At 65.2% G+C, this 21,095-nt stretch carries 27 protein-coding genes; 20 read left to right on the top strand and 7 right to left on the bottom strand.

The window, feature by feature from the left end:
- Positions 1-113: 113 nt before the first annotated feature.
- Positions 114-1,040, bottom strand: coding sequence for a cyclase family protein (locus QUV18_RS14620; RefSeq protein WP_300894741.1), 927 nt, complete (start codon positions 1,038-1,040; stop codon positions 114-116).
- Between the two features lie 175 nt (positions 1,041-1,215).
- On the opposite strand from QUV18_RS14620, the gene trkA reads away from it, so the two are divergent.
- From trkA to hflX, 4 genes are all read left to right on the top strand, one after another.
- Positions 1,216-2,592: a Trk system potassium transporter TrkA gene (trkA, locus tag QUV18_RS14615; protein ID WP_300894740.1), complete on the top strand. Its 1,377-nt coding sequence runs from the start codon at positions 1,216-1,218 to the stop codon at positions 2,590-2,592.
- Positions 2,593-4,125 (top strand): potassium transporter TrkG, encoded by a 1,533-nt coding sequence (locus QUV18_RS14610; RefSeq protein ID WP_300894739.1) that lies wholly within the window; start codon positions 2,593-2,595, stop codon positions 4,123-4,125.
- A gap of 131 nt (positions 4,126-4,256) precedes the next feature.
- Positions 4,257-4,499, top strand: coding sequence for an RNA chaperone Hfq (gene hfq, locus QUV18_RS14605; protein ID WP_300894763.1), 243 nt, complete (start codon positions 4,257-4,259; stop codon positions 4,497-4,499).
- Between the two features lie 37 nt (positions 4,500-4,536).
- On the top strand, positions 4,537-5,814 hold the full coding sequence (gene hflX, locus QUV18_RS14600; RefSeq protein WP_300894738.1) for a GTPase HflX: 1,278 nt from the start codon (positions 4,537-4,539) through the stop codon (positions 5,812-5,814).
- A 225-nt stretch (positions 5,815-6,039) separates the two neighbouring features.
- Here hflX and QUV18_RS14595 read toward each other — a convergent pair whose 3' ends face one another.
- The 6 genes from QUV18_RS14595 to chrA all read right to left on the bottom strand — a co-directional run bounded on the left by QUV18_RS14595 (position 6,040) and on the right by chrA (position 10,356).
- Complete coding sequence (locus QUV18_RS14595; protein ID WP_300894737.1) at positions 6,040-6,264, bottom strand: ribbon-helix-helix domain-containing protein; 225 nt, start codon at positions 6,262-6,264, stop codon at positions 6,040-6,042.
- Entirely contained in the window at positions 6,261-6,440 is a 180-nt protein-coding gene (locus QUV18_RS14590) for a DUF4169 family protein (protein ID WP_300894736.1), read from the bottom strand. The genes QUV18_RS14595 and QUV18_RS14590 overlap by 4 nt, the downstream gene beginning before the upstream one ends.
- Positions 6,437-7,828 carry a class II fumarate hydratase gene (fumC, locus tag QUV18_RS14585; protein WP_300894735.1) on the bottom strand — a complete coding sequence of 464 codons (1,392 nt, stop codon included), beginning with the start codon at positions 7,826-7,828 and terminating at the stop codon, positions 6,437-6,439. The genes QUV18_RS14590 and fumC overlap by 4 nt, the downstream gene beginning before the upstream one ends.
- Before the next feature lie 54 nt (positions 7,829-7,882).
- Positions 7,883-8,440 carry an rRNA adenine N-6-methyltransferase family protein gene (locus tag QUV18_RS14580; protein ID WP_300894734.1) on the bottom strand — a complete coding sequence of 186 codons (558 nt, stop codon included), beginning with the start codon at positions 8,438-8,440 and terminating at the stop codon, positions 7,883-7,885.
- A gap of 132 nt (positions 8,441-8,572) precedes the next feature.
- Positions 8,573-9,049 (bottom strand): ClpXP protease specificity-enhancing factor SspB, encoded by a 477-nt coding sequence (locus QUV18_RS14575; protein ID WP_300894733.1) that lies wholly within the window; start codon positions 9,047-9,049, stop codon positions 8,573-8,575.
- Positions 9,050-9,117: 68 nt separating this feature from the next.
- Positions 9,118-10,356, bottom strand: coding sequence for a chromate efflux transporter (gene chrA, locus QUV18_RS14570; RefSeq protein ID WP_300894731.1), 1,239 nt, complete (start codon positions 10,354-10,356; stop codon positions 9,118-9,120).
- 416 nt (positions 10,357-10,772) lie between these two features.
- On the opposite strand from chrA, the gene QUV18_RS14565 reads away from it, so the two are divergent.
- The 16 genes from QUV18_RS14565 to QUV18_RS14490 all read left to right on the top strand — a co-directional run bounded on the left by QUV18_RS14565 (position 10,773) and on the right by QUV18_RS14490 (position 21,095).
- Positions 10,773-12,260 (top strand): helicase RepA family protein, encoded by a 1,488-nt coding sequence (locus tag QUV18_RS14565; RefSeq protein ID WP_300894729.1) that lies wholly within the window; start codon positions 10,773-10,775, stop codon positions 12,258-12,260.
- 139 nt (positions 12,261-12,399) lie between these two features.
- The gene (locus tag QUV18_RS14560; protein WP_300894728.1) at positions 12,400-12,630 is read left to right on the top strand and encodes a DNA-binding protein; all 231 of its coding nucleotides are present in this window, start codon (positions 12,400-12,402) and stop codon (positions 12,628-12,630) included.
- The gene (locus QUV18_RS14555; RefSeq protein WP_300894727.1) at positions 12,606-12,914 is read left to right on the top strand and encodes a hypothetical protein; all 309 of its coding nucleotides are present in this window, start codon (positions 12,606-12,608) and stop codon (positions 12,912-12,914) included. The genes QUV18_RS14560 and QUV18_RS14555 overlap by 25 nt, the downstream gene beginning before the upstream one ends.
- A 180-nt stretch (positions 12,915-13,094) precedes the next feature.
- A complete protein-coding gene (locus QUV18_RS14550) occupies positions 13,095-14,318 on the top strand; it encodes a phage portal protein (RefSeq protein WP_300894725.1) in 1,224 nt (407 codons plus the stop codon).
- A complete protein-coding gene (locus tag QUV18_RS14545) occupies positions 14,308-14,700 on the top strand; it encodes a hypothetical protein (protein WP_300894723.1) in 393 nt (130 codons plus the stop codon). Before QUV18_RS14550 ends, QUV18_RS14545 begins: the two co-directional genes overlap by 11 nt.
- Entirely contained in the window at positions 14,700-15,206 is a 507-nt protein-coding gene (locus tag QUV18_RS14540) for an HK97 family phage prohead protease (RefSeq protein WP_300894721.1), read from the top strand. Before QUV18_RS14545 ends, QUV18_RS14540 begins: the two co-directional genes overlap by 1 nt.
- A 1-nt stretch (position 15,207) precedes the next feature.
- Positions 15,208-16,374 carry a phage major capsid protein gene (locus QUV18_RS14535; protein ID WP_300894719.1) on the top strand — a complete coding sequence of 389 codons (1,167 nt, stop codon included), beginning with the start codon at positions 15,208-15,210 and terminating at the stop codon, positions 16,372-16,374.
- 12 nt (positions 16,375-16,386) lie between these two features.
- Complete coding sequence (locus QUV18_RS14530; RefSeq protein ID WP_300894718.1) at positions 16,387-16,770, top strand: hypothetical protein; 384 nt, start codon at positions 16,387-16,389, stop codon at positions 16,768-16,770.
- A gap of 22 nt (positions 16,771-16,792) precedes the next feature.
- Positions 16,793-17,146, top strand: coding sequence for an HNH endonuclease signature motif containing protein (locus QUV18_RS14525; protein ID WP_300894716.1), 354 nt, complete (start codon positions 16,793-16,795; stop codon positions 17,144-17,146).
- 2 nt (positions 17,147-17,148) lie between these two features.
- Positions 17,149-17,628 (top strand): hypothetical protein, encoded by a 480-nt coding sequence (locus QUV18_RS14520; RefSeq protein ID WP_300894714.1) that lies wholly within the window; start codon positions 17,149-17,151, stop codon positions 17,626-17,628.
- A gap of 8 nt (positions 17,629-17,636) precedes the next feature.
- Positions 17,637-17,954 carry a head-tail connector protein gene (locus tag QUV18_RS14515; RefSeq protein ID WP_300894712.1) on the top strand — a complete coding sequence of 106 codons (318 nt, stop codon included), beginning with the start codon at positions 17,637-17,639 and terminating at the stop codon, positions 17,952-17,954.
- 47 nt (positions 17,955-18,001) lie between these two features.
- Positions 18,002-18,364, top strand: a complete 363-nt coding sequence (locus QUV18_RS14510) for an HK97-gp10 family putative phage morphogenesis protein (protein ID WP_300894710.1) — start codon at positions 18,002-18,004, stop codon at positions 18,362-18,364.
- Positions 18,361-18,777: a DUF3168 domain-containing protein gene (locus QUV18_RS14505; RefSeq protein WP_300894709.1), complete on the top strand. Its 417-nt coding sequence runs from the start codon at positions 18,361-18,363 to the stop codon at positions 18,775-18,777. Before QUV18_RS14510 ends, QUV18_RS14505 begins: the two co-directional genes overlap by 4 nt.
- Complete coding sequence (locus QUV18_RS14500) at positions 18,774-19,091, top strand: phage head closure protein (protein ID WP_300894707.1); 318 nt, start codon at positions 18,774-18,776, stop codon at positions 19,089-19,091. The genes QUV18_RS14505 and QUV18_RS14500 overlap by 4 nt, the downstream gene beginning before the upstream one ends.
- Positions 19,088-19,495, top strand: coding sequence for a phage terminase small subunit P27 family (locus QUV18_RS14495; protein ID WP_300894706.1), 408 nt, complete (start codon positions 19,088-19,090; stop codon positions 19,493-19,495). Before QUV18_RS14500 ends, QUV18_RS14495 begins: the two co-directional genes overlap by 4 nt.
- The gene (locus QUV18_RS14490) at positions 19,470-21,095 is read left to right on the top strand and encodes a terminase TerL endonuclease subunit (protein WP_300894705.1); all 1,626 of its coding nucleotides are present in this window, start codon (positions 19,470-19,472) and stop codon (positions 21,093-21,095) included. Before QUV18_RS14495 ends, QUV18_RS14490 begins: the two co-directional genes overlap by 26 nt.

The raw sequence follows: 21,095 nt of genomic DNA, 5'->3' as shown, positions 1-21,095 counted from the left end.
GGTCATTCGCACCGACGCGATACCGACGAAATACCGACGTGATACCGACATCGGAAATTCAGCAAAATCAGTCCATTAACCCCGATTCGCCGCCATCCGGCGGTGACAGCCCGTCAATACACCGCCAGCGGCGCCCCGGGAGAGCCCGTCGCCCCCCTGATTGGCACCGGTGCGAAAATATAGGCAAACTCCGAGATTTCGGCGTCGATCAGCCGCTCGCTTTCCACGTTGTCATGCAGCAGGATCCCATGCTTCTGGGTCAGCGCCAGCGACACCGGGAAATCCCGCTCGGGCCCTTCTTTCACGGGCTGAACCCCCACCGTCCAGGCGTCCGTGGCCACCAGCGCCACCTCGCGCTCGATCAGCCATTCCGCCACCTCCAGCCCGATGCCCGGCGCGCCGGACAGGTAGGTGTCATTGTCCGCGATCCAGTGCCGCCCCCAGCCGGTATGGAACACCACCGCGTCGCCGTTGCCGGGCTCGTTCACCCCGAACCAGTCGAGCGCTTTCTCGATATCGGCCACGGTGATCTCCTGTCCCGCGTCCATCGGCCCGCCGTTCACGGTGACCATGTCGATCAGGATGCCGCGGGTGAAGATGGGCTTCAGGTGCTCCACCCCGGCCGCCCCGGGGCCGTCTTCGGGGGCCACCTCGTCGGGGGTGAAGCCATTGAAAAAGCGGGGGTCTTCGCCGCCGGTGCCGGTATGGCCCAGCCCTTCAAGATAGGTGCCGGCGGTCAACGGAGCGCTGAGCGTGGTCTCGACCCGGGTGGACGTGTCGCCACGGCTGGTGGTCCGGCTGAGCGCGTAATCCTGCCCCGGCCCCAGCGGCATCTCGGGCCGGTATTCCCGGCCAAGCGGGATCACGCGGCCCCGGCGGATGATGTTCGCGGCCTCGATGGCATTCAGCTCGGTCATCAGCACCGACGCCCCGGCCTTGTTCGGCAGGCCCAACGGCCCGCTTCCCTCCTCCTGCGCCGCCGGGGGCAGGGCCGCCAGGCACAGGGCCGCGCCGGCGGCGGCGATCAACAGGCGTGTCATCGGCAATGTCCTTCCCCGACCATTTCGCTCTGGCATCACTAGAGCGCAGCCGACCGCCACGGATCAACCGGAAATCCGCACCGCGCCCGGAGGCCGGGGCCGGGCGCCAAAGGCAATTGACCCCCATCCCCCCTTCTGTCATTCAAAAACCCCGACGACAGCTCAAGGTGCGTCCATGAAGGTCATCATCTGCGGGGCCGGCCAGGTGGGCTGGCAGATCGCCCGCCATCTGAGCGGCGAGAAGAACGACGTGACGGTGGTGGACAACAACGCCGACCTCGTGCGCCGGGCCGCCGAGACGCTGGACGTGCAGGGAATCAACGGCTTCGCCAGCTATCCGGACGTGCTTGACCGCGCCGGCGCGCGCGATGCCGACATGATCATCGCCGCCACCTATTCGGACGAGGTGAACATGGTCACCTGCCAGGTGGCGCACTCGGTCTTCGCCATCCAGCGCAAGATCGCCCGCCTGCGCAGCCAGTCCTATCTCGACGCCATCTATTCCGACCTCTACCGCCGCGACCACATGCCGATCGACGTGGTGATCAGCCCCGAGCGCGAGGTGGCCGACGCCGCCCTGCAGCGGCTGGCCGCGCCCGCCGCCTTCGACACCGAGATGTTCCTGAACAACAAGGCCCAGCTCATGGGGCTCCGGCTGGAAGAGGATTGCCCGGTGCTCAACACGCCGCTCAGGCAGTTGAACGACCTCTTCTCGACCCTGCGGGTGGTGGTGATCGGCATCCGCCGCGACGGGCGGCTTTTCGCGCCGGAAGCGGGCGACCAGCTTTTCGCCCATGACGAGGCCTATGTCTTCGCCCCGGTCGAGGATATCCCCCGCACGCTCGAGGTCTTCGGCAAGTCCGACCACAAGCAGGAGCGGCTGGTCATCGTCGGCGGCGGCAATATCGGCCTTGCCGTGGCGCAATCGCTGGAAAAGCGCGGCCGCAAGGCCCGCACCAAGATGATCGAGCGTGACCGCCGCAGCGCCGAGCGCGCGGCGGACGCGCTGGAACGCACCATTGTGCTAAACGGCGACGGGCTCGATTCCACCCTGCTGGCCGAGGCGGGCGTCTCGCGCGCCGACGCCATCCTCGCGGTGACCGACGACGACAAGACCAACATGCTGGCCTCGGTCCGGGCCAAGGCCGAGGGCTGCGACTATGCCATCGCGCTGATCAACGACCCGACGCTCCTGCCTCTGATGGAGCCGCTGGGGATCGACGCCTATATCAACCCCCGCGCCACCACCGTCAGCTCGATCCTGCGCCATATCCGGCACGGCCGGGTGCACGCGGTCTATTCCATCGGTGATGCCGAGGCCGAGGTGATCGAAGCCGAGGTCATGTCGACCTCCAACATCGCCGGCGCCGCCATCCGCGATATCGATTTCCCCGAGGGCGTGCTGGTGGGCGGGGTGCTGAAGGACGGCGAGATCGTCAAACCCACCGGCGGCATGCGGATCGAGGCGGGCGACGTGGTGGTGATGTTCGCGCTGGCCGCCGACGTGGCAAGGGTCGAGCAGCTGCTGCAGGTCTCGATCGATTTCTTCTAGATGGCGATGACCCCGGGCGAGCGCATCCTGAGCCTACCGCTGATCCTCCTGCTGACGGGGATCTTCTCGATCGCGATGTTCGTCCCCGCCCTGCACGCGCTGGTGCAGGAGGATCACACCATCGCCCGGTCCTTCTTCTATTCCGGCCTGCTGGGGCTGACGCTGATCTTCGTGATCGGGCTGGCGATGACCGGCCAGGCCCGGCGCGACAGCTCGGACCTGCAGAACCTGCTGTCGCTGTTCCTGAGCTACACGCTGCTGCCGGTCTTCCTGGCCCTGCCGTTCTACGAGGGGCTGGGCACCACCTCCTATCTCAACGCCTATGTCGAGATGGTCTCGTCGCTGACCACCACCGGGGCGACGCTGTTTTCCGAACCGGGGCGGCTGACCGGCAGCCTGCACCTGTGGCGCGGGCTGGTGGGCTGGATGGGCGGTCTGCTGGTTTGGATCTCGGCGGCGGCGGTGCTGGCGCCCTTGCACCTTGGCGGGTTCGAGGTGACGGCGCGGGCCGAGCCGGGGCAGGACGTGCAGCGCCTCGACCGGTTCCGCCGGGCCAGCTCGGCCCGCCGCATCGCCCAGTTCACGGCGCATCTCTTCCCGGTCTACACTGGGCTGACGGCGGCGATCTGGCTGCTGCTGCTGATCGCCGGCGACCGGCCGCTGGTGGCCACGATGCACGCCATGTCGACCATGGCGACAAGCGGCATCACCCCGCTGGTGGGCGTGCCCGAGGCGCAGAGCGGAATCGCCGGCGAGGCGATCATCTTCCTCTTCATGCTGTTCGGCCTGTCGCGGCTGACCTTTTCCTCCGACACGATGGGCTCGTCCGAGCGGGGGCTGTGGGGCGACCCGGAATTCCGCATCGGCATCGCGCTGGTGCTGGGCGTGCCGGTGATCCTGTTCCTGCGGCACTGGGCGGCGGCCTTCGACGTCGACGAGATCGAGAACTTCTCCGAAGCTGCCTCGGCCCTCTGGGGGGGCATGTTCACGGTACTGTCCTTCCTGACGACCACGGGCTTCGAAAGCGCCGCCTGGGAACAGGCGCGCGGCTGGTCGGGGCTGGGCACGCCGGGGCTGATCCTGATGGGGCTGTCGGTGGTGGGCGGCGGCGTCGCCACCACGGCGGGCGGGGTCAAGCTGTTGCGGGTCTACGCGCTCTACCTCAGCGGGCGGCGCGAGATGGAGAAGCTGGTCCATCCTTCCTCGATCAGCGGGGCGGGGCAGGCCAGCCGCCGCATCCGGCGCGAGGGGGCCTTCATCGCCTGGATCTTCTTCATGCTCTTCGCGCTGTCGCTGTCCTCGATCACGGTGATCTTCGCGGCGCTGGGGCTCGACTTCGAATCTGCCACCGTGATGGCCATCGCCTCGCTCTCGACCACCGGGCCGCTGACGCAGATCGCCGCCGAGACGCCGATCAGCCTGCTCCAGCTCGGGGCGCCCGCCAAGCTTGTCTTCGCCGCCGCCATGGCGCTGGGGCGGCTTGAAACGCTGGCCATCATCGCGCTCTTCAATCCCTCGCTGTGGCGCTATTGATACGGGTACACGATTGCCCCTTGCAACGGGTTGAATTTTAGGGTGGAAACTCGGACCGTGCCACTTCATACTTGGCCGAGGGAGAGGGACGCGCCGATCCGCGGCGTCGCAAGAACAAAGGCAATATAACGATGGCGACAGATCGACAAAATCTGCAGGACGCATTTCTGAATCAGGTCCGCAAGACGAAGATTCCGGTAACCGTTTTCCTGATCAACGGGGTCAAGCTTCAGGGCGTGATCACCTGGTTCGACAATTTCTGCATCCTCCTGCGCCGGGACGGTCAGTCGCAGCTTGTCTACAAGCATGCGGTTTCGACCATCATGCCGTCGCAGCCGGTGAACCTGTATGACGGCGATGACGCGTCGTCCTGAGACGGGGCCTGACGACAGCGCCCGATACGGGGGCTGAGTGACCCAGACCGAGACCGACGCCACCCGCGCCTGGGTGGTGCATCCCGACATTCCCGGGGACGCCGACGCGCGTGACCCGGCCTACGCGCTTGACGAAGCCGTGGCGCTGGCCCATGCGCTGCCGGGGCTGGATGTCTGCGGCTCGAACGTGGTGCGGCTGCGCCAGCCGCATCCGGGCACGCTGTTTTCCAAGGGCAAGCTGGAAGAGCTGCGCACGCTGATCCAGGCCGAGGAGGTCGAGCTGCTGCTGGTCGACGGGCCGGTCACGCCGGTGCAGCAGCGCAACCTCGAGAACGACCTGAAGGTGAAGCTGCTCGACCGGACCGGCCTAATCCTCGAGATCTTCAGCGACCGCGCCGCCACGCGAGAGGGTGTGCTGCAGGTCGAGATGGCGGCGCTCTCCTACCAGCGCACCCGGCTCGTCCGCGCCTGGACCCACCTCGAACGCCAGCGCGGCGGGTTGGGCTTCGTCGGCGGCCCCGGCGAAACCCAGATCGAGGCCGACCGCCGCGCCATCGACGAACAGCTCGTGCGCCTGAAACGCCAGCTCGAGAAGGTGGTGAAAACCCGCAGCCTGCACCGCGCCGCCCGCGCCAAGGTGCCGTTCCCGATTGTCGCACTGGTGGGCTATACCAACGCCGGCAAGTCGACGCTGTTTAACCGGATGACCGGGGCCGACGTGATGGCCAAGGACATGCTCTTTGCCACGCTCGACCCGACGATGCGCAAGATCGAACTGCCCGGTAACGGACCGGAAGTGATCCTGTCCGACACCGTGGGCTTCATCTCGAACCTGCCGACCGAGCTGGTCGCGGCCTTCCGCGCCACGCTCGAGGAGGTGACGGCGGCGGACCTGATCGTGCACGTGCGCGACATCTCGCACCCCGAGAGCGAGGAGCAGGCGGCCGACGTCGCCGCCATCCTCGACAGCCTCGGCGTGCAGAAGGAGGTGCCGCAGCTCGAGCTCTGGAACAAGGTCGACCGGGTCGATGCGGAGGCCCGCCCGGTGCTCGAGAACCGCGCCGCCCGTTCAGACAATGTTTACCTCATGTCGGCAGTCACCGGCGAGGGGATCGGCGACGTGGTCGAGGCGATCAAGGACCAGATCGCCGGCGTGACCACGGTCGAGACCCTGCACCTGGGCTTCGACGACGGCCGCCGCCGCGCATGGCTTTTCGACAAGGGCCTGGTCGAGGACGAGGCCCAGGACGAGGACGGCTATCACCTGACGGTGCGCTGGAACGCGCGCCAGGCGGCCCAGTTCGAGGCGATCTGAAACCGCAGGCCTGTTTACTTTTCGGTAACGAATGTTCACTCCTCCGACCGGCGGTGCCGGTTGAGAGCGCGGCGAAAAGAGGGGCGCTGCCCCGCCGCGCCTTCGGCGCGACTCCCCGGGATATTTCCAGCCAGAAGAAACAGGGGCGTAACAACAGGCTTCTTCTGGCCCCAAATATCCCCGCCGGAGGCTCCCCAAAGGGCGTCTTGCCTCCTTGGCCGCAAGTCAGGTGCCCCGGTCCCGGTAATGCCGCAGCACGTAGAGCCGGATGGCCGAGGCGAGGCCCATCTCGGTGCCGCGTGCCTCGTCGATCTCGGCGGCCAGCGCGTTGATCGGCTGGCCGCGTTCGGCGGCGATGGCGCGGAACGCGTCCCAGAACTCGGTCTCGAGCGACACGCTTGTGCGGTGCCCGCGCAGGGTGAGCGAGCGCTTGACGGGGCGGTGGCTCATGTCTCGCGCTTGTGGTCGTCGAGATGTTTGTCCGCCTTGCCGGCGGCGGCGCCGTCGCGGGCCTTCTCGGTCTTCGTCCGGCCGAATTTCACCGCGTTCTCGTCGGCCCGGGCGCGTTTTTCCGCCCGGGCCTTGTCCTTGCGGACCCGGTTCAGGTTGACCGGCTTGCCGCTCATTTCGGCCCGATCATCTGTTCGGGCCGGACCACGCGGTCGAAGGTTTCTTCGTCGACGAAGCCCAGCGCGATGGCTTCTTCCTTCAGCGTGGTGCCGTTCTTGTGCGCGGTCTTGGCGACCTTGGTGGCGTTGTCGTAGCCGATCTCGGGCGCCAGCGCCGTGACCAGCATCAGCGACTCGCGCATCAGCTTCTCGATCCGCTCGCGGTTGGCATCCAGCCCGTCGATCAGGTTGTCGGTGAAGGCCGAGGCCGCATCGCCCAGGAGCTGCATGGATTGCAGCACGTTATAGGCCATCATCGGCTTGTAGACGTTGAGCTCGAAATGGCCCTGGCTGCCGGCAAAGCCCACGGCGGCGTCGTTGCCCATCACATGCGCGCAGACCTGCGTCAGCGCCTCGCACTGGGTGGGGTTCACCTTGCCCGGCATGATCGAGGAGCCCGGCTCGTTCTCCGGCAGGATCAGCTCGCCCAGCCCGCAGCGGGGGCCGGAGCCGAGGAAACGGATGTCGTTGGCGATCTTGAAGAGGCTCGCCGCCACGGTCTTCAGCGCGCCCGAAATCTCGACCATGGCGTCATGCGCGGCCAGCGCCTCGAACTTGTTGGGCGCGGTGACGAAGGGCAGGCCGGTGATCTCGGCCATGTTGGCGGCGACGGTCTCGTCCCAGCCCTTGCGCGTGTTGAGCCCGGTGCCGACGGCGGTGCCGCCCTGCGCCAGCTCGTAGATGCGGGTCAGCGCGCCGCGGACCCGCTCGATCCCCATGGCGACCTGGTGGGCGTAGCCCGAGAATTCCTGGCTGAGCGTGAGCGGCGTGGCATCCTGCGTGTGGGTGCGGCCGATCTTGATGATGCCGTCGAACTGCACCACCTTCTGTTCCAGCGCCACCTGCAGCTTGGCCAGCCCCGGCAGCAGCACGTTATGCGCCGTGGTGGCCGCCGAGATATGCATCGCCGTCGGGAAGGTGTCGTTCGAGGACTGCCCCATGTTGCAGTGATCGTTGGGGTGGACGGGGTCCTTGCTGCCCATGGTGCCGCCGAGGATCTCGATCGCGCGGTTGGCGATCACCTCGTTGGCGTTCATGTTGGATTGCGTGCCCGAACCGGTCTGCCAGACCACCAGCGGGAAGTTGTCGTCGAGCTTGCCGTCGATCACCTCGCCCGCCGCCTCGATGATGGCGTCGGCCAGTTTGGCGTCGAGCGTGCCCTGCGCCTTGTTGGCCATGGCGCAGGCCTTCTTGATGACCCCCAGCGCGCGGACCACCGCCACCGGCTGTTTCTCCCAGCCGATGGGGAAGTTCATGATCGAGCGTTGCGTCTGCGCGCCCCAGTACTTGTCGGCGGGCACCTCGAGAGGGCCGAAGCTGTCGGTTTCGGTGCGGGTGTCGGTCATCGGGGGCTCTCCTGAAAACGGTTCGCCCCCGTCATACCCAAGTCGCGGGAAAGTTCAATGCGTGCGCCGGCGGAAGACGAAAACCCGCGCGGGCGGCAGGTTGACCCAGACGGTGCCGCGCTTTTCCACCGACAGGCCCAGCTCGCGCTGCATCTCGGCCGAGATGGGCGGGTTGGGGCTGTAGGTGATCTGGGTGAAGAACCCCTCGGGTTTCATCAGGCGGAAAGCGGGGCCCACCACCTCGCGCTGGATCTTCGGGCGGGCAAGCACGGGAACGCCCGAGATGACGGCGCCGATCTCCGAAAGGCCCAGCTGCTCGATATCCTGCGCCGGGCGGTTGAGGACGCGCACGCCGGGGAAGCGGGCGCGCAGGATCTCGCAGAACCGCGCGTTCATCTCCAGCAGGGTGAGCTGTTCGGGGGCCACGCCGCGGGCGAGGATGGCCTTGGTGAAGCTGCCAGTGCCGGGGCCGATCTCGACCACCGGGCCGGTATGGCGATCGACCCCTTCGGTCATCCGCCATGCCACGGCGCTGGAGGAGGGGAGAAGCGCCGAAACCTCGGCCGGGTGGCGCAGCATCTCGCCGAAGAAAAGGCCCATATCGTTTGCCATGTTCGCATCCTCTGCGGTGGGGTCAGAGGCGAGATAGCAAAGCCGCGGGCCGGAACAAGCGGGGCCCGCGAAACTTCATGAAAACTTCATGGGATAACCCTGGCGGCCGCGCCCGGGCGGGGCGCCTGGCCGTTACTTGCGGAAGCTGTCGAGGCTCACCACCTCGGCGTCTTTCTGCTCGGGCTCTTCCTCGACATCCTCGGCGAACCCGGCCTGTTCGGGCTCCTCCGGTGCGTCGTCCTCGTCGTCATCCTCGTCATGGCTTTCGAAGCGCAGGCCGAACTCGACCGAGGGGTCGACGAAGGTCTGGATGGCATCGTAGGGGATATAGAGGCTTTCCGGCTCGTCCCCGAAGTTGAGCGTCACGCCGAAGCCGTCGTCATTCACCTCGAGATTGTCGAACCAGTGCTGCATCACCACGGTCATCTCGGTCGGGTAGCGGTCACGCAGCCACGCCGCGAGGCGGGCCTCCGGGTGAGTGGTGTCGAAGGTGATGAAGAAATGGTGGGCGCCGGGCAGCCCCTTGTCACGCACATCCGTCAGAACCTCCTGGATGAGGCCGCGCATTGCGCTGTGCATGAGTTTTCCGTAGTCGATCTCTCGCGCCATGATGTCCCCGGGTCGCGCCCGTTGTTGGAGGGATTCTCCCTCTAACAAAGACCCATGGCGGGCTGGCGTCAAACTAAAAGTTCCGCAGCCCCCGAGATGGCCGCCATCAGCCCGAGGCAGAGGATCAGCGGCAGGCGCAGGCCGAGGAGAAGGAGAATGGCGATCCCCATGTAAACAAGGTTTTCCGGGATCAGGCTGGCGGGGTCGACGCGTGGGCCGAGGCGGCCCGGCGAGACATCTGCGAAGATCACGTGCAGCGCGAACCAGACCGAAAGGTTGAGGATCACGCCCACCACGCCGGCCGAGATCGCATCGAGCGCGCCGCGCAGCCGGGGGCGGGCGAGCAGGGTCTCGACATATGGCGCGCCGGCGAAGATCCACAGGAAACAGGGCGTGAAGGTGACCCAGAGGGTAAGCGTGGCGGCAAGGAGCGCCAGCCACGGCCCGCCCTCGGCAAAGCCGGCGAGGAAGCCCACGAACTGGGTGACGAGGATCAGCGGGCCGGGGGTGGTCTCGGCCAGCCCCAGCGCGTCGATCATTTCCGGTGTCGTCAGCCAGCCATGGGTCTCGACCACGGCCTGCGTCATGTAGGCCAGCACCGCGTAGGCGCCGCCGAAGGTGACCACGGCCAGTTGCGAGAAGAAGAGCGCGAGCTCGGTGAGGAACTCGGCCCCGGTCAGCCACAGGAGGGCCACGGGCGCGAGCCAGAGCGTGCCCCAGGTGGCGATCGTGCGCAGGGTGTCGGGCCGGTGGGGCGGGGGCGCGGGCTCGGCCGCCGCGTGGGTCGTGGTGAGGTAGCCCCAGAGCGCGGCGGCGGCGATGATGAGCGGGAAGGGGATCGACAGGAAGAAGAGCGCCGCAAAGGCCAGCCCCGCCAGCGCCCAGCTCGACGGCCCGCCAAGTGCCTTGCGCGACAGCCGCCAGAGGGCCTGTAGCACGACCACGACGACCGCCGCCTTGATGCCCGCGAAAAGCGACTGCACCAGCGGCATATCGCCGTAATGGGCATAGCCGAAGGCCAGCCCCATGATCACCGCCGCACCGGGCAGCACGAAGAGCAGGCCCGCGATCAGCCCGCCCGGCACACCGCGCAGCTTCCAGCCGGCATAGGTGGCCAGCTGCATCGCCTCCGGCCCGGGCAGCAGCATGCAGAACGAGAGCGCCTGCAGGAACTGTTTCTCGGAAAGCCATTTGTGCCGCTCGACCAGCTCGGCATGCATCAGCGAGATCTGCGCCGCCGGCCCGCCGAAGGACAGCACGCCGATGCGGGCGAAGGTGGCGACAAGCTGGGAGAGCGGCGTGGTCATGGGGACCGGGTGTATCCCGCCTGCGGGGCGATGCAAGCGGGGAGAGGGCCTGTCGTGAAACTGTCACGGGGGGCGGGGCCGTCGCCGCGCGGAAAACCGAACGGAAAACAGGCATTCTTTCCGCGGAACGTGCGCAAATTCCGGGCGCGGGGCGTCTGATGCTGGGGAAAGTGCAGGCTTCTGCTGGAAACGCACTTTATTGGCGAATATCAAGCCTATGCGTTTTCCAACGGTGCACTGAACATCCGCGAACGTGCCGTAAACGAATCGGCATCTTGTAAAACGCTTCAGCTGATTGCTGAAAGAGAAAACCCCGGCGCAGCGGCAACTGCAACCGGGGCGATCTGCCAAACCGTCCACGCACATATCAGTGAACAATTCTGCGCCAATTGTAGCGCAGGGGCAGGCCGGTGAAAATGGCCTTCGACAACAAATCATTCCGCGATGCCGATGACGCGGGTACGCGCGAGATCGCCCGCAATTTCGCCGCCCGCAAGCCCGAGGCGATCGATGATTGGTTCCCAAGGCTGGGGCTGCACGATCCACAGCAGAACGGGCCGGGCATGTGGCGCGCAACGGCAACTTGGCCGGGTGACCGCCTCCTTCCCAAGAGCGAAGAAGAGCCCGATACCTGGGTAACGATTTTCCCGACCGTTCCGCATTACGTCACTGTCGACTTCGCTGGCGATATTCTCTGCACCGGCATGGAGCAGCAGATCTGGACGCCGCTTGATTTCGTGGCCTTGGCAATGGGTTATCAAACGCCAGAGGGCGATTGGGATCACGAGAAAGCATGGGAGTTCATTGCGGGTGAACCCGAGGAGTTGGAGCGGGCTGAAAAACCGTTGGACCGGGCCGACAAGCTTTTCGAGCTTTTGACGCCCATGAGCCAGATCGAGGCCAGCCTTGAAAATCGATATCTCCTGAAGGGCTGGTTCGATCGCGGCGCAGCATCCGTGATCTACGGCGAGAGCAACGTCGGGAAGACATTCTTCGCTGTCGATATTTGCGGGCACATTGCTGCCGGGTTGGATTGGCACGGGCATACAGTGACCCCGAACGATGATTGCGAGGCCGTTATCTACGTGGCGGCCGAGGGCGGGCACGGCATTCGCAATCGCTTTCAGGCGATGAAGTTGCAACGGCCCGAGCTAGACACACCGCAACTTTTCCTTCTACCAACGGCCCTCGATTTCTTCGGCCATGCCGATGCGGCGGCGCTGATTGAGATGTGCCGGCGGCATGGGATCACGCCGCGGCTGATCGTGCTCGACACGCTGGCACGGACAATGGGTGCGGGCGACGAGAACGCCACTAAAGACATGGGGGCATACGTGGCCAACGTGGACGCCCTGCGGGACGTCCTGAGCGCCCATGTGATGATCATCCACCACAGCGGCAAGGACACGACCAAAGGCGCGCGAGGCAGCGTGGCGTTGCGTGCGGCGGTCGATACCGAGATCGAGCTGACACGCGATTGGGGTGTGGTGACCGCAGCGCAGCGAAAGCAGCGTGACATGCCCTTGGGGGATGCGTTCGCATACACGCTCGAGAAGGTCCAATTGGGCCATGACGAGGATGGCGAGGCCGTGACCTCTGCAGTGATCGAGCCTGCAGAGGTGCGCCGTGACACGTCCAGGATTACGGGTGCAGCAGGCATAGCGCTGGCTGCATTGGATACCCTGTTGGACAGGGAGGGGGAGCCGATGCTGGGCAACCTTTTGCCGCCCGACCGACCCGGCATTCGGATCACCTCGTGGCGTGCTGAGTGCGACCTACGCCAGCTTTCTGAGGGAAATGCAGATGCCAAGCGCAGCGCATTCAACAGAGCCAAGAGTAAGCTGGAAAGTGCAGGCGTGGTGGGCGTGCAGGGCGAGTACGCATGGAGGATGACCGATGACTGAGGCGAACGGAAGCGAACGCGTTCGGTCGCGTTCATGTGCGTTCGGACGCATCCCGAGCGAACGAACCGAACGCGCCCCTATAGGGGCGTTCGGGCGTTCGGTGCGTTGGTTCACAGAAACTGAAGAGAAAGGAAATCTAATGAGCAGCAACCAACAACCACAACTGAACCCGGTGCGGTTCGACACTCTCACCAGCACAGAGAAGATCTGGGGCCTGACCAATATTGCCAGCGCACTCGGGGTGAGCACGGACAAGGCACGGCGGCTGTCCCGGCTTGATGATTGCCCGATCTATCGACCCGAACCGGACGGCAGTTTCTTCGCCTTCCGTTCCGAGCTGATGGCGTGGCTGAAGACGAAAGGGAAATGAAGATGCAGGATATAGAACAGAAACCCCCGAAGATCACCGATGTGGCAATGTCCATTCCACCCAAGAAGCTGCGGTCGGACACCGAGTTGCTCGCAACCTTCACGCTGCTGATGTGGCCCTTGTGTGCCAAGAACCTCCGACTGGTTCGACAAGGTGGTGAGATAAAACTTTGGACGATGACGCCCGAACTGCGCTTCCTTGGAAGTGCCAAGCCGATCATCATCGAAGCCGCGATGGAGCAGGTGCGGAGCGCTTTGGACAGCATGGACATTCTGGACGGATGACGGTCACCGGCTGGGGGGGTGGTTCCGGACTTTCGGGCCACCCTGGGGACCGGCGCGGGGAGTAGCGGACAAGATCGGCCCGAAATAGATTTTTTGCCCACGCACGATACCCACTAGAACCTGTCAAAACCCAACATTTGCAATCTGCCGGGCCGAATACTTTCCTGCGAACTTGGCTTTATGTGGCCATTCACCTCGCGCAAATCTCAGCCTTCGACCGAAACAAAGGGGCTCGCCGAACCCGGCGATGACCTCTTTGCGATCTTCGGTATCACTCCGACCTCGACGGGGAACGTGGCTGTCACGCCGGATGCGGCACTGCGGGTGCCGGCGGTTGGCTCTGCAATCCGCGTCATTTCGGAGGCCGTGGCCACGCTCGATGTGTCCGTGAAGCGCATCGAGGAGGATGGCACCGAGGTCTCAGAGCCGAACCATCCGGCCCTGGCCTTCCTTCGCGACAGCGCCAATGACTGGACCTCCGGCTTTGAGCTCCTGCGCGACCTCGTGATTGACGCGCTCTCCGACGACCGGGGCGGCACGGCCTACGTCAATCGCCTGGGCGACGGCCGCATTGCCGAGATTATCCGGTATCGCCGCGGCGTCATTGACGTCCAGTTCGATCAGACGACCGGCGAGCCCAGCTACAAGATCGACGCTCGGCCGGTGCCTGCTGCCAACCTTATCCACCTCCGGAGCCCGTTCGGACGTGCGCCGCTGTCGCTGGCCCGCGAGGCCATCGGCACGGCCATTGCTCTCGACCACCACGCGGCAAAGCTGTTCGGGCGCGGTGCCCGCCCCTCAGGTGCTCTGAAGTTCCCGAAGGCTATGCCTGAAGAATCTGTGAGGAAAGCCCGCGCTGCGTGGCGCGCCACGCACGAAAGCAATGACGGCCAGGGGGAGACTGCCATCCTCTACGATGGCGTGGAGTTCGAGCCCTTCACCTTCAACTCGACGGACGCGCAGTTCCTCGAAAACCGCAAGTTCCAGATCCTCGAAATCGCCCGGTGCTTTCGCGTGCCTCCGCCGATGCTGTTCGACCTTGAGCGCGCGACGTGGAGCAACGGGGAGCAGCAGGGGCGCGAGTTCCTGAGCTACACCTTGGAGCCGTGGCTGAGGGCCACCGAGGGCGCGCTGCGCCGCGCGCTCTTCACCGACGAGCGGCGCGGCCAGTACGTCATCCGGTTTGATCGCGATGATCTCACCCGCGCCGATCTCGACACACGCTCGACCGTGATCAACTCGCTGATTTCGTCGCAGGTGATCAACCCCAATGAGGGCCGGCAGTGGCTGGGCTTGCCGCCGCGCGAGGGCGGTGACCAGTTCATGAACCCGAACATCACGGCAGCCGCTTCCAAGAGCGACGACGCGGATGCCGAGGACGAGGAGACACCCGATGCAGCTTGACGATATCCGCGCCTTCTCGGCCGACCAGGAGCGCGGCGCCTGGCTCGATCTTCTCGACCCCGTGACCGGCCGGTCGACGGGTATTCGCTTCAAGCTGGCCGGGCCTGACAGTGAAACGCAGAACCGTGCCCGCCTCCGCCTCGCCGACGACCTGTCGGAGGTGGCCGATGCCGAAGGCCGGGTGTCTGCCGAGGCGCGGGAACGCGCCCGTCTCGACAGCCTCGCCCGCTGCATTCTCGACTGGGAGATCTCGGAGGGTGATGAACCGCTGCCCCTGACGCACGCCAATGCGGTGCGCGTCCTCAGGGCTTCGAACTGGCTTCAGGCCGAAGTCGACGCCTTCGCCTCTTCCCGAGTGCATTTCCGGAAGGACGCCAACTGATGGAACGTGTGTACCTCGAAACCAAGCTCGACGCGACGGATGACGGTACCATCGAGGGGCTGGCCTGGAAGTATGCCGAGGCCGACCGGATCGGCGACATAATCCAGAAGGGTGCATTCTCCGGCACCTCGCTGCCCCTGCCGATGCTCTTCGGCCATGACCAGAATGACCCAGTGGGCACGTGGGACACCGCTGAAGACGATGCCGAGGGGCTGCGCCTGAAGGGGCGCTTGCTCATCGATGACGTAGCGCGTGCCCGCGAAGTGCGTGCCCTGGTCCGCGCCGGCGCCGTACGAGGTATCTCGATCGGCTTCCGAACAAAGAAGGCCACGCCCCGCGCCCGCGGCGGCCGGACGATCAACGAGCTGGAACTCATGGAAGCTTCGCTGGTCACGATCCCGATGCACCCCGGCGCACGGGTGACCTCTGCAAAAACCGCCGTCCGCGCGCTGACGCTGGCGGCATCCCTTCAACGCGCCGCGGCGCAGCTCGCAAAAGGAAACTGACATGCGACATCTGAAAAAGGCCGAGCTGCTGGGCAGCACGGTGCTCACCCTCAAGGATGGCGGCGAGGACGATCCGAACGATATCGTCACGAAGGCCATCGGCGATCTGACCGAGACCGTGAACAAGCGGCTCGAGGAGATCGAGAAGAAGACCGACACGACCAGGATCGAGGAGCGGCTCGACAAGATAGAGGCGAAGTCAAACCGCGCCAAGGGCGGTGACGACGACCCCGACGAGCAGGCGGAAATCGAGCGCAAGGCGTTCGCGGTTTACCTGAGCCGGGGCCGTGAGACGCCGGATGAAGAGGTCAAGGCGCTCACCGTTTCGAGCGACCCGCAGGCGGGCTACCTGGCGCCGGCCGAAATGTCGACGGAGTTCGTGCGCGACCTCGTGGAGTTTTCGCCGATCCGGTCTGTGGCCAGCGTTCGCGGCATCACCGGACCTTCGATCAAGTATCCCAAGAGAGCCGGCATTACCAACGCGCAGTGGGAAGGCGAGACCGAGGAGGCCGAAGAATCGACGGTCACTTTCGGCCAGCTCGAAGTTGTGCCGCACAAGCTGACCACGTTCGTCGACATCAGCAACGAGCTTCTCTCCGACAGTGGCGGCACCGCCGAGGCGGAAGTGCGCATGGCTCTGGCCGAGGACTTCGGTCAAAAGGAGGGCGTTGCCTTCGTCAACGGCACCGGCGCTGGACAGCCCGAGGGCCTGATGACCCATGCCGGCATCGGGGAATGGCTCAACGGCCACGCCACGAACCTCTCCGCGGATCAGCTGGTCAAGCTGATGTATGACCTGCCGGCCGCATACCGGAACAACGGTACCTGGATGATGAACGGCACCACGCTGGGCATCGTGCGCACCCTGAAGGATGGCGATGGCCGGTTCCTCTGGCAACCGTCCTACCAAGCCGGCCAGCCCGAGACGATCCTTGGCCGCCCGGTGGTCGAGGCGGTGGACATGCCCGATCTTGAAGCCGATGCCTTCCCGATCCTCTACGGCGATTTCAGCGCGTATCGGATCGTGGACCGCCTCGCCATGTCGATCCTGTCCGATCCGTACACACAGGCCCGCAAAGGCGTCACCCGCATTCACGCCACCCGCCGTGTCGGTGGTCGCGTCTTGCAGGCCGCGCGGTTCCGGAAATTGAAAATGGCCACGAGCTGAGGAGACTTAACAATGCGAGATCAAGCATCGAATATCGGGGTGGTTCAAGCGGTTGCGCCTGCCGTCCTCTCCGCCACCAACACCGCTGACCCGATCGACCTGATCGGGTTCAACGCGGCGACGGTGGTCATCAACACCGGGGCCATAGTCTCTTCCGGCGACTTCACCGCGAAGCTGCAGGAGAGCGAGGACGGATCGACCGGCTGGGCGGACGTTGCCGCGGCACACTTGTCCGGGAGCTTCCCCGCCAGCCTCGAAGCCAACGCCACGGTCAAGGTCGGGTACATCGGTTATCGGCGGTACGTCCGCATGGTCCTCACCAAGAACAGCGGCACATCCATCGCCGCCGGGGTGACGATCGTGAAGGGCCACCCCGCCGACGCGCCGGTGACCTGACCGTGACGGCAGGGGCAGCACCATGCCGCAAAGTCCTCCTTCTTTGTGTTCATGCGGACGTCGCGTTGCTCATGGCGTTCGCTGCCCCTGTCAGCAAAAACGGGATGCCGAGCGGAAAGCCCGGTTCGACAAGACCCGGCCGAATTCCAGCCAGCGCGGCTACACTGGCGCATGGGAGAAAGCCCGCAAGGCGTTTCTCAGGCGCAAGCCGCGCTGCGCCCGCTGCGGGGCGAAGGCCACCGTGGTGGACCACATCACACCGCACAGGGGTGACCAGACACTGTTCTGGGATCAGGCCAATTGGCAACCCCTCTGCACCCCCTGTCATTCAGGCGCAAAGCAACGTGAAGAGCGCCGCAGCTTAAGGAAGAACTGATCATGCCTATCTTCGCAACCGCAGGCGCCAAGCTCTACATCGGCGGTGCCATCAGCCTGGCCGACGACGACCTGGAGGATACCGACTTCTCCGGCGAAACGTGGGTCGAGATCAAGGAACTGGAATCGCTGGGTTCGCTCGGCGACACGGCCCAGGAAATCGCCTTTGATGCCATCGGCACCCGCCGCACGAAACGGCTCAAGGGTCAGCGCAGCGCCGGCACGATGGAAGTCGTCTGCGGCATAGATTACGCCGACGCGGGGCAGATCGCGGTTCATACCGCTGAAAAGACCGACGACAACTACGCATTCCGGCTGGTCTTCGATGATGCCCCCGAGGGCGGCACCGCCTCCGAACGCATGTTCGCGGCCATCGTGGGCGGCGCCTCGGAACAGTTCGATAGCGCGAACAACGTCATGAAATTGAACGCCACGCTTTGGGTGAACTCCAACGTCGTGCGCGTTGACGCAGCCGAGGCGTAAGGTGGCCCATGGCGATCGCGGAACTCGATGACCTGAAGGCCCAGCTTTCCTTCACCGATGATATCGGTCCGGAGGATGATGGCCTTCTCCAGCAGAAGCTCGACGCGGCTCACAACCACATCGAGCGCATGCTGGGGTTCCAGATCGAGGAATGCTTCGGCGGTGAAGACCAGGAACCGATCCCGCCGGCCCTGATCGAGGCCGTGCTGCAGCTTGCGGCCTGGTGGTATGAACAGCGCGAGACGGCCCTGACCGGCACGAGCGTCGCCGAGGTTCCTTATGGCGTGCAAGAGCTGGTGACCGCGTATCGGGAGTTTTCCTTCTAATGGCAGATGACGGTGGCCTTTCCAAGTTCCAGAGGCGCATTCGGGCCATGATCCAGGCCGGCAAGGTCGGTGCGGAGCCCGCGCTTGCCCAGGGCGGTTACGAGATTGCAGAGGCGATGGAGAGCCTGGCGCCAGAGGATGAAGGCGATCTGATCGGCTCCATCGCGGTGACCCTCTCCGGACATGCCACGCCGCCTTACTCGCAACCGGGCGGCTCGCATGTTGTGCCGGAGAACCAGGTGGCCATCACGGCCGGCAACGCCGATGTGCGCTACCCGCACCTGCAGGAATACGGCACCAAGCATCATCCGGCGCAGCCGTTCTTCTGGCCGGGCTTTCGTCTGGCCAAGCCGCGGGCGGAACGGCGCATCAAGCGCGCGCTCGCCAAGGCCATCAGGGAGGCGAAATGAGCGTTGATCTTGCAGTACAGAAAGCCATCCGGGCGCGTCTCGTGGCCACGCCAGCGGTCACGGACCTCGTGCCTGCAAGCTCCATCCTCGACCGGAACGCCCGGCCGGCGCCACGGCCCGGCATTGTCATCGGCGATGCGCAAGTGATCGACGAGGGCCGAAGCATCGCGCGCACCCGCAGCCGCGTCTATCACACGGTTCATGTGTGGAAGACCGAGCCCTCGCGCGAGGGCGTGAAAGAGATCATGGCGGCGATCCGCGCCGCGATCCGCACAGGACGGCTCGACCTCGGCCCCGGCTACCACTGCGCCGACTGGCGCGTTTCGAGCATGCGCGCGCTGTCCGACCCGGACGGGGAAAGCTCGCACGGCGTGATGACCATCGACTGCCTTGTCGAAGAGGTGGCGCCATGAGATCCGGCAAACTTGTGCACGTCATCGAGATCCAGCGCGCCAGCGTGACGGTGAACGATGCCGGCACGCCATCCTCGACCTGGGGGAAGGTTGCGACCCTGCGTGCCGAGCTGGTGGAGCGCTCGACCGAGGAATTCCTCCGCAATGCGGGGGAGACCAGCGAGACAACTGTCGTGTTTCGCACGCGACACCTCGACGGGGTGACCGATGAGGACCGCGTGAGTTTCGACGGCGCGGCGTACGATATTGAAGAGATCACGCGCATCGGCCGCCGGAAGGGCTTGGAGTTTCGTTGTCGGGAGGTGATGCCATGAGAGGCACGAAACCGCACCTGATCACCGACCCGGACGCGATCGCGGATGTGCCAGCGCCCGATTGGCTGGCCGAGGAGTCCGCGAAGGAATGGCGGCGAGTCATGCCGATCCTGACTGAACGGCGCATCCTGACCGACGCTGACCTTGGAAGCCTGGAGAATTACTGTGTCGCGATCGGCACGGTGCGCGAGATGGAAGAGCATCTGCAGACGCATGGCCGCGTGATCGTGGACCTTGAAGGGAAAATGAAGCGCAACCCGGCCGTGGGTATCCAGTCGGACGCGATGACCCGTGCCCGCCTTCTAGCCGCCGAGCTGGGCCTGACGCCCGTCTCGCGATCGCGTCCGGCCATCCGCGACGACGACCCGGAGGACGACGATGACAATCCGCTCGAAGTCGCCTGATACTTTCCCACATTGGATCTACGACGACACCGAAATCCCTGACCCGTTCGGCTACGGCGAGCGGGCGGTGAAGTTTCTGCGGGCGTTGCGACACCCGAAATCCAAGCTGCCCCGCCGGGCTTTTCAGCTCGATCCCTGGCAGGAGCGGATCGTGCGGCGCATCTATGGGCCACGCGATGAACACGGCCGGCGGATCGTCACGACTGCCGTTCTTCTCCTGCCGCGTGGGAACAGAAAGACCAGCCTGTCCGCGGCGCTGGCCCTTCTGCACACAATCGGGCCAGAACGGGTGCCCTCGGGAGAGGCCATTTTCGCCGCTCTCGACCGCACACAGGCGGGCATCGCCTTCCGAGAGGCGATGGGTATCATCCGGGAAGACAAGCGCATCGAGGCTGCCGTCAAAGCGTATGACGCGCACAATGCCCCGAAGAAGGTGATTTACCGGAAGGACGGCGCGGCCATGCAGGTGGTCAGCGGCGATGCTGGACCGCAGCACGGCTCGACCCCGAATTTCGTTTTGGCCGACGAGATCCACCTATGGCCGAACCGCTACCTATGGGAGGCACTGACAACCGGCCTCGACAAGGTTGACGACTCGCTGCTCGTGGTCGCGACGACAGCCGGGCGAGGGAACGACAACCTCGCACACGAGGTGATCGAGGATGCCCGGCGCGTGGCGCGTGGCGAGGTCGAAGACCCGTCGATTTTGCCCATTCTCTTCGAGGCCGCGCGGGACGTGGACTGGCGTGATGAAGACTTCTGGCACCGCGTCAATCCGGGTCTGCGCCACGGCTATCCGAGCCTTGCCGGGTTCCGGCGCCATGCCCAGCGTGCGGAGCGCAGCATCGGTGAACGGCAATCCCTGAAGCAGTTGAAGCTGAACATCTGGCTCGACACGGCAACCGACCCGTTCGTGGACATGGAAATCTACGACGCCGGGCGAAAGGGCTTCGAACTCGATACGCTCGAGGAGGCGGATTGCTGGCTGGCGGTGGACCTTTCGTCGACGATCGACCTTAGCGTTATCGTGGCGTGCTGGCGTGTGGCGGAGGGGTATTTCCTGCACCCGTGGTTCTTCTGCCCCGAGGACACGCTACGCGCCCGTGAGGATGCCTCTGGCGCGAATTACGTGGAATGGCATGAGCAGGGATTGATCACCGCCACCGAAGGCAACGTGATCGATTACCTCGAAATCGAGAGCCAAATTGTCGAGCTGTGCGAACGCTTCAACGTGCGCGAGATCGCCTTCGATCCGCACATGGCCCGGCAGGTCCAGCCGCGTATCCTCGACAAGGGACTTCCTGCCATCGACATGCGCCAGGTGCCGTCGCTGATGATGCCGGCCTACCAGGAACTGGAACGGGCCATCCTCGGCGGGGAGCTCCATCACGGCGCGCACCCGGTGTTGCGCCACTGCTTCGCGAACGTGGCAGTGAAGCGGAACGATCACGGGCATGTCGCCAAGTTCACCAAATCGCAGAAGTGGCTGTCGATCGACGGGGCCGTGGCCGCGGCAATGGCGGTGTCGCGTTGTGCTGCGGATGAGGGCGGGCTCGTAACCTCGGCGGGCTGGTTCACTGACGACATGTGGACCGCGTAA

Origin of the sequence: Roseovarius sp., from assembly GCF_030373445.1 — a bacterium.
In the GTDB taxonomy this organism is placed as follows: domain Bacteria; phylum Pseudomonadota; class Alphaproteobacteria; order Rhodobacterales; family Rhodobacteraceae; genus Roseovarius.
The sequence above is the reverse complement of the archived record's forward strand: the minus strand, read 5'-3'. Positions and strand labels throughout refer to the sequence as shown.